The sequence below is a fragment of the Acidobacteriota bacterium genome, assembly GCA_020845575.1.
Classification (GTDB): domain Bacteria; phylum Acidobacteriota; class Vicinamibacteria; order Vicinamibacterales; family Vicinamibacteraceae; genus Luteitalea.
Window position 1 is genome coordinate 15,647 of record JADLFL010000029.1, and the last position, 14,145, is coordinate 29,791.

The window sequence follows — 14,145 nt, forward strand, 5'->3', positions numbered from 1 at the left end:
GTCTGTGACGTCGCGCGAGACAATGCGAGAAGCTGTCGTTCGCCGTCGAACGATCATGTCGGACAAGGCAACTTCCGGGCCAGTCTTCACGGCACACGCCGGTCGGAGACGGGTCCCGCCGCTCCTCGACACACGCGCAACCGGACACGGAATATTCCCCGCCCGCGGGGGAATCTTCCTCCAACGACCGGCAATAGGCAACCCATGGCAGCGGCACCAGACGATGGAACGCAGGGGCACCCGCGGGAGGTGCCCCTGCGTGTTGCGGGAGGGCTACTGCAGCTTCGTGGCGAGCGCGTTGGTGCCGGCGGCCCATTTGACGCCGGCCGCGTCGGAGTACATCGCGCGCTCCACGACGATCTGTGCGGGTGCGCCGCCGAGGCTCTCGACGATCATCCCGAACTGCTTCCCACGCGTCTCGGGGAAGTGCGCCGATGGTGCGATGTTGAAGCGCGTGTTGGCGGCCACGTCGAAGTCGCGCGACAGCGGCGCCGTGCCGTCCTCGAAGAGGACCGTCGCGCGGATCACGCCCGCAAAGGGTGACGTGTTGGCGATGAGCACATAGGTCTCCGCCTTGCGCGGACCGCCCACTTCTCCTTCGGCCAGCGCCCAGCGTGTGCCCGTGGATGTCTCACCAGGGCTGTTGTGCGCCTCCTGCCAGGTGTTGGACGTGGGCCCCGGCCACCACATCGACCGCTCGACGATGATCGGCACGTCGTTGAGGGACGTGATGCGCGTGGACACCGCGGCGTCGGCCAGCGCCGCGTCCTCCCTGTCGACCCAGATGTTGAAGCGGCTGTTGCCGGCCACACGATAGGTCTTGGTGATCACCTGTCCGGTCTCGAGCAGGAAGTCGGCCTGGATGTCCGCGGCGTCGGCCTGCGGGTTCGCCACGAGGATGAACAGATCGAAATAGTTGCCGGTCGCGCCCTCGGCGAGGAACCACTGCGTCGACGGTGCCGTGACGCCCGCGCTCTCGTGACCGGCCCCGAGGGGCTTGCCCGGCTGATCGAGGTACATCGCGCGCTCGGCGATGATCGGGACGCCGTTGGTGGACTCGACGATGGCCGAGAGCTCCGCTTTCGCGAGCGTGGCCAGCGCCGGCTTGGTGCGGCCCTCGCTGTTCACCCAGATGTTGAAGCGGCTCTCCGCGTTCACCGTGTAGTACTCGACGAGCGGCGCGCCCGTCGGCAACAGATAGGTGACCTTGACCTGCGCGGGCTGCGCGTTGGGGTTCTGAATCAGGTAGAAGAGGTTGAACGTCCCGATCGTCGCCCCTTCCGCGAAGTACCAGCGCGTCGCCGTGCGCGTGAGGATGCCACGCTCGGCGTGACTGCCGTACGCACCGTCGCCCCACGTCATCGTGCGATCGGCCACCACCGGCACGTCGGCTTCGATGAGCGTGGAGAACTCCGCCGCTTCCAGGCCGGGCACCTGCGCGACGTCGATCGTCGTCCGGCTCAGCGCGGGGAGCACACGATAGTCACGAATCGTCACGCCATCGTTGCGCTGGAACCGCGTGAGGACGAGGGCGGGCTGCGCCGACGGATTGGCGATGGCCAGACGCGTGGTGAAGAACGCGCCCGTCGCGCCCTCGGCGAGATAGGTGATCACGAAGCCGCGCGGATGCGTGCCGTCCTGCATTTCCTGGACGTTCGTGCGTCCGTCCCCGTCGGGATCGTCGTTGGGTCCAGAGCCTGGTCCGCCGAAAGGATCCAGCCCGTATTTCATCTCGAAGTCGTTGGGCAGTCCATCGCCGTCGGCATCACCGGATGGCTCCAGCGTCGGCAGGCTCACGTTGGCCGACGCGGTGTTGTTGGCCGCCACGGGATCGAGCACGGCAGCGGCAACCGTCGCCGTGTTGGTGATCTGCTGGCCCGGCGTCGTGGCCAGCACCTTCGCCACGATCTGGATCGTGGCCGTGGCGCCGGGCGCGAGCTGCGCGAACGACACGGTGCGGTTGTTGCCGGTGCCTCCGCAGATGCCGCCGAGGTTCGACGTGCATCCGACGAACGCGAGACCGGCCGGCAGGTTGTCGGTGACGACCACGCCCGACGCCGGATCGGGACTCGGGTTGACCACCTGCAGCGTGAACGTGACGTTCTGGTTGGGCAAGCGGACCGCGGCATCGGCGTGCTTGGTGATCGACAGGTCGACGGCGTATCCGAGCTTCTGCAGTACCGCGTCACGGTCGCCGCCACCATACGTCGTCTGGAACGGGTTCACGCGGCGGAAGGCGTCGAGCCTCACCGGGTTGCTCTCCGAATACCAGGTCGCGTCGTTGGTGGTGCCGCCGAGATACGTCTCGCCCGCGGCGTTGACGGCGATCGCGTAGAGCGCCTGGCCGTTCGTGTTGGATCCGAGATAGCTCGAGAACACGAACGCCGTGCCTGCGGCGTTGAGGATCTGCACGTAGGGCGGCTGCTGCCTGATGGTGGTCTGCACGGCGCCGATCATCGGCAGGTCCGTCGAACGTGTGGAACCCGTCACGTGTACGCGACCCTGGGTGTCGACGGCGAGGTCCTGCACGTCGTCGTAGTTGTTGCCGCCCGTGAAGGTGGCATACACGCGCGAGTCCGCGCCTGTCCTGGTGAGATCGAGCTTGATCACGAAGCCGTCCCACGGCTCCTGCCCGAAACCCACGGGCGCGTTCACGGTGCGCGCCGCGCCGGCCGTCACGGGGAAGTCGGTGTACGAACGCGTCTCGCCACCCACGTATACGAACCCGGCGGCGTCGATGTCGAGGGCGTACACGTGATCCGTACTGGTGCCGGAGATGTAGGTCGAGTACAGCAGACCGGCGGTGCCGGCCACGTTGGTGTCGATCTGGCTCACGAAACCGTCGACGCTGTTGCCGAGCCGCGCCGCGAAGCCGTTCTTCACGGGGACGTCGCCAGTGACGGTGTCACTGCCGAACGTCACCTTGCCGTTGCCGTTGGCGACGATGTCGCCGCGGTTGGTCATGTCGCCCTGGCTGCCGCCGAAGTACGTGGAGTACAGCAGCGCGCCGGCCGGCGAGTACCGCTGCACGAACACGTCGTCGCTTCCCCAGCGCGTGGTGCGATACGCGTTGGCCGTCGTCACGAAGCCGTGCGTCGTGGTGTCCGACGCCGTCTTGCCGATCACGTAGATGTTGCCCTGCGCGTCGACGTCCACGCCCGTCGCCGCTTCGCGATGCGTGCCACCGATGAACGTCGCGTAGCCGAGCGACCCGTCGGCTTCGAGACGCGCGAGAAAGGCGTCAGGCTGCGGGCTGGTCGCGTCGTAGGCATATGTGCCGTCGGCGGCGTCGGGCGTCACCGGAAAGTCGGCGGACGCCGTGTCGCCGACGATGAAGACGCGGCCCTGTGCGTCGACCTCCAGCGCGCCAGGTGTGTAGGACCAGCTCGCCTCGTGGCCGCTGCCGCCGAGCAACGTCGAGTACACGAGAGCGGTGCCGGCGGGATTGAACTTCGAGACGAAGTAGTCGGTCGGATAGAGACCGCCATTGCTCGGCGTGCCCGCGCGCTGCGGCTGGTGGGCGCCGGGCGTGGTCGGGAAACCGGCCTTGTCGGCGCTGTAGCCGAGCACGTAGATGAAGCCGTTGGCGTCCACCTTCATCGCGAGGATGACTTCCTCGCTCGCACCGCCGAACCATGTCGAGTACACGAGCACGGGATCGATGACCAGAGGCAGCGACTCGTCATACGCGCCCACGGTGAAGCCGACACGACGTGAGGCGGCATCCCAGGTGAAGGCGCTCTCGACAGGTGTGCGAACGCCGGCGCGCTCCTGGTACGCGATTGGCGCGCGCTGGCGGAGTTCGCGATCGCCGACGTGCACGAGCAGGTCGCCCGTCCCTGCGTCGATGGTCACGCTGTCGGCACCGTCGACGATCATGCCGGCGTCGCCGGGATTGGCGCCCGGGGCGATGATGAAGTCGTACTCGAGCTGCTGCTGATTGCCGTAGTACACGACGTCGATGCCGGGCTTCACCTGCGACGCCACCACGCGGCCATACGTGCGGATGTCGCGCCGCCACGGCCCGCGCCCGCCAAGATAGCGATGCACGACGCCGGCCTGGACATCGTCACCGGCGAGCGACGCCGCGCCCGTGGCGCCGTCGACGGTGAACGTGACGTCTGCCGATCGGCCGTCGTGACCCGCCAGCGCGAGCGTGGCGCCTGCCGGTGTCACGGCGACGGTGTAGCCCTGACCGCGCGCCAGGAACGACGACGTGCCCGCGTCGGGGTGCGCTTCGAAGTGCATGGGTACGGCGCCGAATCCCGCCGCCGTGCGCGACGACACGGGCTCGGTGGCTGCCGGAGTGAGTGGACGATCGCCCGCCGCGAAGACGATGTGCGCCGAACGCACGGGCGTCAGTGCCGTGGCGGCCAGCAGCGACGCGACGAGCGCCGAGCCGGTACGGATGAAGGATGAATACGTGCTGTGCATGAATGCTCCCGAGATGCCGAGGGACGTACCCGCGGTGTTCGTCGGAGTCGCCACGCCAGTGGGTATGAGTCGAACGACTGGCGCGGTCCCGCGTATGAACCGGCCTCGTAGACGGACGCAAACAGCGCGAAGTTCAGAGGAAAATTTGCGATCCGACGTGTTCGGTCGACACGTGATCGACGTTGGTCGGCGCAGCGAGGCAGGGCGTGGTTCCCACCGCGCGAAACGTGACAGCCGGTATACTGCGCGACGTCCCATGCGCAGTGCACCGTCGCCCGTCTCCGGACTGCCCCCGATGGCCGGACTCTGCTCCGTCGAGCAGGCGACGGCGCCGGGCCTGAGCGTCGACGTCACCGTCGACCGCCTCAAGCGCATCCACGCCGTGGCGCGAACCGCGCACGGCGTGCTCGTGGCGCGCATCACCAGCGAGCCGCAGTACGAGCTGAAGATGCTCTACAGCCACCACGCGTGGCTGCTCGCCGAACTCGTGACGGCGATCCGCCGGCGCGTCGGCGAGATGCGCGAGCCGCCGCTCGGCCTCGAGGATCCGCCACCGTCGGCGCTGCAATTGGCGCTGGACGAACTGGCCGCGGCCCCCGACGCCACGCACCTCTGTGCTGCGCTCTACACCGTACTGCTGCCGGCCGTCGACGATGCCTGCGCGACGCTGCTGGCGAGCGCCCACCCGCTGGCCGATGCGCCGACGCGCCACCTGCTCCGCCATGCGCGACTGGATCTCGCGGACGTGCTGGCGTCCGGCATCAGGGCCGCCACGGCGCTCGCCGCGATCGAGGAACCCTCCTCGCCCTGGCTCGACGAACTCCGCGCGGCGCTCGAGGCATCCGGCGGGCTCGACGGCACGATCGCGCATCCACCCGAGTGTCCGTCGCCGCGGTTCTCGCAGACGCCACGTCCGTTCGATCCGCTGCCGCGGCGCGACGCGCGGTTCGCCGATCCGTACAACATGGGCGTGAACGCGGAAGCGTTCATCTACGAATCGTCGTTCCCTGCCGGACCCAAGCTGCTGATGCTCGCCTACAAGCGGCTCCGCGAAATCGACGTCCCCGAGATGATGGCCAGCATCATCGTCGAGACGACGGGCAAGCCGTGGGCGTACGTCCACGACATGACGCGGCAACTGTGGGACGAGGCGCGCCACGCGATGATGGGCGAGGCGCTGTTTGCGGAACTCGGCGTGGACTGGCCATCGCACGTGCGCGTGAACTTCACGTGGTCGCTCGGGTTGAACACGCAGCTCGACGCCCTCGATCGCCACGCGGTGCTGTACTTCATAGAGCAGGGCCTGATGCCGCGCCACGGCAAGCGCTACGAGTGGGAGGTCGCGCAGGCGGCGGGCTCGGCGCTGGCGATCACGTTCCAGGACTACGACTGGGCCGACGAAGTCCTCCACGCGCGCATCGGCAAGCAGTGGTACGTTTCGGCGATGCCGAGTCAGGCCAAGGCGCTCGAGGCCGGAGACCGCGCGTGGTCGCGCGTGCTCATGGACTGGACCGCGTGGCAGCGCGACGGGCTCACGCAGCACGAGAACTGGTGGCCGGCGCTCTACGAGGATGCCTGCCGCCGCCTTGGCTGGACGCACGATCCGCGCGTGGCCAGCTTCGCGACGTCGTACGCGGACCAACGCGCCGACCTCAGGTCGGTGAGCCAATCAGGATAGGAACAGCGATGCGTGAAGCCCTGGCCGAGTTCTTCGGCACGACCATCCTCCTCACCTTCGGCCTCGGCGTCGTCGCGCAGACGGTCCTCAGCAGCGGGGGCGCGGGCAGTCCGCTCTCGATCCATCTGTGCTGGGGCATCGCCGTCATCCTCGGCGTCTATGCGTCGGCGGGCGTGAGCGGGGGGCACCTCAATCCGGCCGTCACGCTGGCGCTGGCGCTGCGACGCGGGTTTCCGTGGAACCGCGTGGGTCCGTACGTGATCGCACAGGTGCTCGGCGCGTTCGCGGGCGCCACGATCGTGTACCTCACGTATCACGAGGCATTCGCGGCCTTCGACGGCGGCGTGCGCCAGATCGCCGGCGCACAGGGCACGGCCGGCATCTTCGCGACATACCCCGCCGCGTATCTCTCCACGTTCGGCGGCTTCATCGATCAGGTCGTCGGCACCGCACTGCTGGTGGCCGCCGTCTTCGCGCTCACCGACTCACAGAACGCGCCGCCGCAGGCAGGCCTCGTGCCCGTGCTCGTCGGCGTCACGGTGATGGGCATCGGCATGGCCTTCGGCGTCAACGCGGGCTACGCCATCAACCCCGCGCGCGATTTCGGCCCACGCCTGTTCACGGCCCTCGCCGGCTGGGGCCCCGGAGTCTTCACCGCCGCGAACAGCTACTTCTGGGTCCCCATCATCGCCCCCTGCGTCGGCGCGGTCCTCGGCGGCACCTTGTACGACCTGTGCATCACCCAGCGCCGTCAGGCATGACGCCGTCCCGAGCCGCAAGCCCTCAGCCCTGAGCCCCCACATGTCCGTCATCCTCGCTCTCGATCAAGGCACCACATCAAGTCGCGCGATCGTGTTCGGCCGCGATGGCCGCGTCATCGCGCAGGCACAGCAGGAGTTCCCGCAGATCTTCCCCGGACCCGCGCTCGTCGAGCACGACCCGGAGGCGATCTGGTCGTCGCAGATCGCCGTCGCCAGGGAGGCGATCGCGAAGGCCGGCCTCACCTCTTCCGACGTTGCCGCCATCGGCATCGCCAATCAGCGCGAGACGACGGTGCTGTGGGAGAAGGCGACGGGCAAGCCCGTGGCCAACGCCATCGTGTGGCAGAGCCGCGTGAGCGCGGGCATCTGCGACAGGCTCAAGGCGCAGGGACACGAAGCCACGATTCGCGCGAAGACGGGACTCGTGGTCGATGCCTACTTCTCGGGCACGAAAGTGAAGCACCTGCTCGACACGCACGAAGGACTGCGCGCGCGGGCGGGCCGCGGCGAGGTCCTGTTCGGCACGATCGAGACGTTCCTGCTGTGGCGCCTGTCGGGCGGTACGCTCCATGTGACGGATGTGAGCAACGCGTCGCGCACGCTGATGTTCAACATCCACACGCTCGACTGGGACGATGAGCTGCTGGCGCTGCTCGACGTGCCGCGCGAGATGCTGCCGGAGATCCGCAGCAACAGCGAGGTGTACGGCGAGACGACGGCGGACCTGTTCGGCACGTCGATTCCCCTGGCCGGTGCCGTGGGCGATCAGCAGGCGGCGCTGTTCGGCCAGGCCTGCTTCGAGCCGGGCAGCGCGAAGAACACGTACGGGACGGGCTGCTTCCTGCTGATGAACACCGGGTCGACACCAGCGCCGTCGCAGAACGGCCTGCTCACGACCGTCGGCTGGAAGCGCGGACGCGAGGTGACGTACGCGCTCGAAGGCGCGGTGTTCATCGCCGGCGCCGTCGTCCAGTGGTTGCGCGACGGCCTGAAGCTGATTCCGACGTCGGCCGACGTCGAGCGATTGATGCTGGAGTCGAAGGACTCCGACGGCGTGTTGCTCGTGCCCGCGTTCGTCGGGCTCGGAGCGCCGTATTGGGATCAATACGCACGCGGCCTCATCATCGGCCTCACGCGCAACACCACGGCATCGCACCTCGCGCGCGCCGCAGTGGAATCGATGGCGTATCAGACGCGCGACGTGCTCGACGCGATGCAGCAGGATTCAGGCATCACGCTCTCGAGCCTCAAGGTCGACGGCGGAGCCACGGCCAACGCGCACCTGCTGCACTTCCAGGCGGATCTGCTCGGCGTCCCCGTGCGCCGCCCCGCCGTCGGCGAGACGACGGCCCTCGGAGCCGCCTACCTCGCCGGCCTTGCCGTCGGCTACTGGAACGACCTCGAGGACGTCAGACAGAACTGGGCCCTCGACCGCGAGTTCGCGCCGAGCCTCGATCAGGCCGAACGCGATCGTCTGTACGCCCGCTGGAAGCGCGCCGTCGAGCGTTCGAGGGATTGGGAGAAGTAGGGAACGGCAACCGGCAACGGGCAACCGGCACCCGGTCGCCAACATTGAGGCGTATGGCCATCGCCCCAACCGAAGATCGGTCGCCGGTCGCCTGTTGCCGGGTTGCCGGGTTGCTGGTTGCCGGTTGCCGGTTGCCGGTTGCCGGTTGCCGGCTATGATGGTTCCCCATCATGACTGCGCTCCTGTGGCGGGCACGGAGGCGGGAGGCTGGTCGCCGGGTGGCGGTCGGGCTCGTGCTGCTGGCCGCCGCTGGCGTGGGCCTCGGCGACGATGTGCGCAGCGAGCCGGAGGCGCGACTCGGCGCCAGACAGGTGCGGCTCGATCTGCCGCATCTCGGGACCACGGCCGTCGAGATCCCGCGCACGACGCCAACGGGTGTCGTGCTGCTCATGCACAAGGGCGCCTCGACAGCCGAACGTGCCGCGCTGGGTCAGGCCATCCCCGGCCACGTCCTGCTCGTCGATGTCGATGTGGCGCGATTCGAAGGGTCGGGCACCGGGCACGGGGCATCGGGCACCGGGGGACCACCGGCAACCGGCACCCGGCAACCGGCAACCGGGGCGGACTGCGCGACGGCGGCGGATCGGCTCGAGGACATCTCGCGGCGGGCGCAGCGCGACGCAGGGCTCACCCGCTATCACCGCCCTGTCATCGTCGCCACCGCCAGCGCGTTGCCTGTCGCGGCGACGGCGATCGCGAGCACCGTCGAGACCGCGCTTCCCGCGGCGATCGCTATCGGGGCGTCGATCGGTGATCTCGACATGGCGTGCGCGAACGCGTCGTCTCGAACCACGCGCACACCGTCGCGATGGAGCCACGCCGCGTCGCCCCTCGCGTTGCGCGCGCCCCTCGAGCAGGCGCTGGCGCGTGCGGCAGCGGGTCCCGATCTCGATGGCTCTCCCGTGAGCCGCTGGCTCCAGCACTTCGAACTGCCGCTCACTGCCGCATGGTCGTCGCACCCACGGAGCATGCTGGTCCTGCTCTCGCCCGCGCGCGGGTGGCGTGAGCCCGAGGACGCCCTCGCGCAGCGGCTGGCCGCCGCGGGGATCCACGTCGTGGGTATCGACGCGTTGCAGTCGTTCTGGCAGCGCCGCTCCCCGAGCGACGTCGCGTTCGAATTGCGACGCCTGACCGATGCCGTTGCGGCGACGGGGTTGCCCGTGTATCTCGGCGGCCGCGAGTTCGGCGCCGAGACGATGGCGGTGGTCGGCGAGATGATGGCGCCCGATCGCCGCGTGGCCGGCATCGTGCTGGTCGACCCGGGACCGACGGCCTTCTTCGAAGTCGAGCCGCCGGCGCTGGCGCTTCGTCCCATGAGCCCGCGCGACTGGTCGACACGCGCAGCCGTCACGCGTCTCAATCGTCCGACGCTCTGCGTCACGCACCAGCCCACATCGTCTGCGGCGCTCCTGTGCGGATCGCTGTCGGGCCGTGGTCAGGCCACGCTCGCCCGCACCGCCAACACCACACCCGCTCTCGCCAAAGCCATCGCGCGCTTCGTCCTCGGCACGGGCTAGCGTTCACGATTGCGGGCGGTCAACCGCGCGCGCCGAGGAACGCGAGGGTGTCGGGACCTCGGGCTTCGGCGGGCAGCGCGAGCACGGGGACCGGCGATTCGCAGAGGACACGATAGGCCACACTGCCGACGCGCGTCGCGCCGATCAGCCCCGTGACGCCCCGCAGGCCCATCACGATCAGGTCGACATCCTCCCGCGTGGCAACGTCGGCGATGCGGTCCGCCACCGCTCCTTCGGCGAGTTCCAGCGTGGGCTCCGGCGTACCGCCGAGCGCCTCACCGAGCGCATCGAGGGCGGCACGTGCGGCGTCCATCGCCGTCGCGTGCGCGCCATCGGACTGGCTGGCGAGTCGATCGGCGATGGGCGCCCTGAGCACGCTCCACCGTCCGGCGTCGACGGCCGGCACCACGTGCAGCAGTCGCAGCCGCGCCTGACTGGCGCGCGCCACGCGATCCGCGAGCCGCGCATCGTCCAGCGCATGATCGTGGAAGTCGACGGGCGCGAGTACTTCGCGCAGCGCGCCGATCGTGCGCATCGGACCGCCTTCCACCGACGGCGGCACGACGAGCAGCGGACGCGTCGTGCTTCGCAGGATGCGCTCCGCCGTCGATCCGAACATGAACTTGCTGACGCCGCTGGCGCCGCGCGTCGACACGACGACCAGCGGCGCGTCGACGGCGTCAGCCGTCTCCAGCACGCCTCTGGCCGGATCGCCGACGAGCGCGCGCAGCTCGTGCCGCGCTCGGGTGCCGGCGCCGAGCGCTTCCTCGACGAAGGCCGCGAGCGCCTCGCGCAGCACGGCCACCGGTGGATTGCCCGACTGCACGTGTTCGGCGGCAGCCAGCAGCGGATCGCCGACGGTGACGACCGTCAGCGGTTGCCGGAACGTTGTCGCGATGCGGTCGGCCTGCACCAGTGCCAGGGCCGACGCGCGTGAGAAATCGACGGCGCAGAGAATCGCCATGACGGCCAGCGTCCTCGATCACGCGCGCATCGTCAAGCGTGAGCGAGGAGTTCCCGCAACTGCGACCACCGGCGCCGCATCCCGACGCCGCGTACGGCAATCGCCAGCGCGCGCATCTGGCCGACGAGCACGACCAGCCGCTTGCCCCTCGTGACGCCCGTGTAGAGCAGATGACGCTGCAGCATCGGGTAGTGCTGCGTCGTGACGGGAATGACAACGGCGGGATACTCGGAGCCCTGCGCCTTGTGCACGGTGGTGGCGTACGCGAGCACGAGCCTGTCGAGATCGCCGAAGTCGAACACCACGGCGCGCCCGTCGAACGCCACCGTCATGTGCTCCTCGTCGGCGTCGATCGCCTGCACTACGCCGAGGTCGCCGTTGTAGACGTCCTTGTCGTAGTCGTTCTCGATCTGCATCACCTTGTCGCCGACGGCAAGGCGTTGCCCATGGCGCTCGATGGCCGGCGCCCCATGCGGGTTGAGCAGGCGCTGCAGCGACTGGTTCAACGCCTGCGCGCCCACGCCGCCCCTGTTCATGGGGCACAGCACCTGCACGTCACGGACCGCGTCGAGATGGAATCGCTGCGGGATGCGCTCGGACACGACCTGCAGCAGCAACTGGAGCGCGCGCTCCGGATTGTCGGCGTCGACGAAGAAGCAGTCCCCGTCCACACCCGTGTCGAACACGGGCATCTCACCGGCGTTGATGGCGTGCGCGGCGACCACGATGCGGCTGCCGGCAGACTGCCTGTGGATCTCCGTGAGTCGTGCGACGGGAATGCGTCCCGACGCGATCACGTCGGCCAGGACCTGTCCCGGGCCGACCGACGGCAACTGATCCGCGTCGCCGACGAGCAGCAGGCCCATCGATGGCGGCATCGCCTGGAGGAGGTGCGCCATCAGCATCACGTCCACCATCGACGACTCGTCGACAACGAGGAGGTCGCCTTCGAGCGGATGTCCGGGACGTCGGCGGAACCTGCCGTCCTGCGGGTTGATCTCGAGCAGGCGATGGATCGTGCGCGCGTCGAGGCCCGTCGCCTCGGCCATGCGGCGCGCCGCGCGCCCCGTTGGCGCGGCGAGCAGCGGACGCACGCCCTTGGCCATCAGGATGCCGAGGATGGCGCGCAGCACCGTGGTCTTGCCCACGCCAGTGCCACCTGTCAGGACTAGCACGCCAGTGTCGAGAGCCTGCGTGACGGCCACGCGCTGGCTCGGCGACAACGACAGCGTGAGCCGCTCCTGGACCCATGGCAGCGCGCGCGCGACGTCGATCGCCGGCCAGGGGCGCGCGCTGTCGGCACGCGCGGCCAGTCGGGACGCCACCACGCGTTCGGCGGCGTCCAGCGTCACCAGCGCGTATACCGGCTCACCCTCGATCGCCGCCGCCACCATCGTCTTGCCGTCGATCTCTTCGGCGATCGCCTCGTCGATGAGCGAGGCGGACAACTCGACGAGCGCGGCGGTGCGCTCGCGCAGTTCGCGAGCGGGTAGCGCGCAATGCCCCTGTTCGACGGCCGCGGCGAGCACGTGCTGCAGCGCGCCGCGACGTCGCACCATCGCGTCGGCCGGCACGCCGATCTGGCGTGCGATGCGATCGGCGGTGAGGAAGCCCACGCCGCGAATGTCGCGTGCGAGACGATACGGATCCTCGGTGAGGACCTTCACGGCGTCGGCACCGTAGGTGCGATGGATCCGGACCGCACGGCTCGTGCTCACGCCATGCGTGTGCAGGAAGACCATGATCTCGCGCACCGCGCGCTGTCCCTGCCAGTTGTCGACGATCCGACGGGCACGCACGCGGCCGATGCCCGGGATGTCGAGCAGGCGGTCGGGGTCGCTGTCGATCACGTCGAAGACGCCGGTGCCGAACGCTTCGACGAGCTGCCGCGCGAGATGCGGGCCGATGCCCTTGATGAGGCCAGACCCGAGGTAACGCTCGATGCCTTCAGGGGAATCGGGAGGCGACACGCGGATCCACGTGGCCTTGAACTGCTGGCCGTGGACGCGGTCGAACACCCACGCACCCGTCGCGTGGATGTGCTCCCCTACCGCGACCTGCGCGACGTGCCCGACGAGGGCGACGGGTTCATGACGCCCGCGTGCCTCCACGCGCAGCACGCAGAAGCCGCGATCGGGGTCGTGGTACGTGACGCGGGCAACGTGTCCCGACAGGTACTCGGCACCACGTTCGTCGCCCGCGAGGGGCAACGCCGGAGGACCCGTCTTCACCCCTGCGGCACCGCCACGACGGTCCCGCGACGCGCGGCTTCAGCAAGCGCGACGAGCACGTCCGTGTTGTCGAGGCTGTCCTCCAGCGTCACGAGCGGAGCGCGACCGGTCCGCGCGGCCTCGCGCACATCGTCCACCTCGCCCTGATAGAGCACGGGGCCTTCGACGGTGATCGTGGACGTCCCCGCCGCCGTGATCACCTCGATGGTCTCCACAGCGTCAGGCTTGAACGGATGCCTGATCAACAGCCGCCCTTCGCTGCCGATGATCTCGACCTCCGTCCTGAACGGCGACTCGAAGCTGCTGTGGACCTGCGCGACGATGGCGTCCGGAAAGACGATCTGCCCGAAGAACGTGAGGTCGACGTTCGCAGGCGACCATCTGGCGGACGCCGACACCGACAGGGGACGCGCGCCGACGATGGTGCGCGCGAACGAGATGGGATAGCAGCCGACGTCCCACAGACTCCCGCCGCCGTGGTCGGGGTTCAGCCGCGTGTCGTGCTCGCGGTCCAGCACGTACGTGAACATGCCGCGCACGCCCTGCAGGCGTCCGATCGTGCCGTCGTGCGCGAGTTGGCACGCGCGTGCCACGAGCGGATGATGCCGATACATGTACGCCTCGGCAATCACCACGCCGTGCTCACGCGCGGCCGCCTGCAGCGTGCGCACGCCCGAGCTCTCGAGCGCGATCGGCTTCTCCACCAGCACGTGCTTGCCGGCCGCAGCGGCCTTCGCGGCCCATTCGACGTGGAACGCGTGTGGTACCGGAATGTAGACGGCGTCGATGTCGGGATCGGCGAGCAATGCCTCGTAGCTGCCGTACGCGCGTGGGATGCCCTTCTCGTCGGCGTACGTGCACGCGCGTTCGAGGGTGCGCGACGCAACGGCCAGCAGTTGGTGCCCGTTGGAGGCCAGCGGTCCCACGAGCGCACGGTTGATCCTGGCAACGCCGAGGATGCCCCAACGAAACGGCGAAGGAGAAGCTGTCACCGGGAGAGAGTGTCACGGGAATCTGGCAACCGGCAACCGG

General features: G+C 69.2%; 8 protein-coding genes. 4 read left to right on the forward strand and 4 right to left on the reverse strand.

The window, feature by feature from the left end:
- Window positions 1-273: 273 nt before the first annotated feature.
- Window positions 274-4,488, reverse strand: a complete 4,215-nt coding sequence (locus IT182_08340; GenBank protein MCC6163342.1) for a DUF11 domain-containing protein — start codon at window positions 4,486-4,488, stop codon at window positions 274-276.
- Between the two features lie 202 nt (window positions 4,489-4,690).
- Here IT182_08340 and IT182_08345 point away from each other — a divergent pair, with 202 nt between their 5' ends.
- From IT182_08345 to IT182_08360, 4 genes are all read left to right on the forward strand, one after another.
- The gene (locus IT182_08345; protein MCC6163343.1) at window positions 4,691-6,112 is read left to right on the forward strand and encodes a hypothetical protein; all 1,422 of its coding nucleotides are present in this window, start codon (window positions 4,691-4,693) and stop codon (window positions 6,110-6,112) included.
- Window positions 6,113-6,120: 8 nt separating this feature from the next.
- Window positions 6,121-6,873: an MIP family channel protein gene (locus IT182_08350; protein ID MCC6163344.1), complete on the forward strand. Its 753-nt coding sequence runs from the start codon at window positions 6,121-6,123 to the stop codon at window positions 6,871-6,873.
- A gap of 40 nt (window positions 6,874-6,913) precedes the next feature.
- Window positions 6,914-8,401: a glycerol kinase GlpK gene (gene glpK, locus IT182_08355; protein MCC6163345.1), complete on the forward strand. Its 1,488-nt coding sequence runs from the start codon at window positions 6,914-6,916 to the stop codon at window positions 8,399-8,401.
- 170 nt (window positions 8,402-8,571) lie between these two features.
- A complete protein-coding gene (locus IT182_08360) occupies window positions 8,572-9,918 on the forward strand; it encodes a hypothetical protein (protein MCC6163346.1) in 1,347 nt (448 codons plus the stop codon).
- Between the two features lie 19 nt (window positions 9,919-9,937).
- Here IT182_08360 and IT182_08365 read toward each other — a convergent pair whose 3' ends face one another.
- From IT182_08365 to IT182_08375, 3 genes are read right to left on the reverse strand one after another with little or no spacing between them, the layout of a single operon-like run.
- Entirely contained in the window at window positions 9,938-10,882 is a 945-nt protein-coding gene (locus IT182_08365) for a universal stress protein (GenBank protein MCC6163347.1), read from the reverse strand.
- A gap of 32 nt (window positions 10,883-10,914) precedes the next feature.
- Window positions 10,915-13,092: an ATP-dependent RecD-like DNA helicase gene (locus IT182_08370; protein MCC6163348.1), complete on the reverse strand. Its 2,178-nt coding sequence runs from the start codon at window positions 13,090-13,092 to the stop codon at window positions 10,915-10,917.
- A 17-nt stretch (window positions 13,093-13,109) separates the two neighbouring features.
- Window positions 13,110-14,105, reverse strand: a complete 996-nt coding sequence (locus IT182_08375) for a Gfo/Idh/MocA family oxidoreductase (GenBank protein ID MCC6163349.1) — start codon at window positions 14,103-14,105, stop codon at window positions 13,110-13,112.
- Between the last annotated feature and the right edge of the window lie 40 nt (window positions 14,106-14,145).

Excerpts from the sequence above, each read along its gene's own strand:
- IT182_08345 (MCC6163343.1), top strand. The coding sequence starts at position 4,691 with ATGCGCAGTGCACCGTCGCCCGTCTCCGGACTGCCCCCGATGGCCGGA.
- IT182_08350 (MCC6163344.1), top strand. The coding sequence starts at position 6,121 with ATGCGTGAAGCCCTGGCCGAGTTCTTCGGCACGACCATCCTCCTCACC.
- glpK (MCC6163345.1), top strand. The coding sequence starts at position 6,914 with ATGTCCGTCATCCTCGCTCTCGATCAAGGCACCACATCAAGTCGCGCG.
- IT182_08360 (MCC6163346.1), top strand. The coding sequence starts at position 8,572 with ATGACTGCGCTCCTGTGGCGGGCACGGAGGCGGGAGGCTGGTCGCCGG.
- IT182_08365 (MCC6163347.1), bottom strand. The coding sequence starts at position 10,882 with ATGGCGATTCTCTGCGCCGTCGATTTCTCACGCGCGTCGGCCCTGGCA.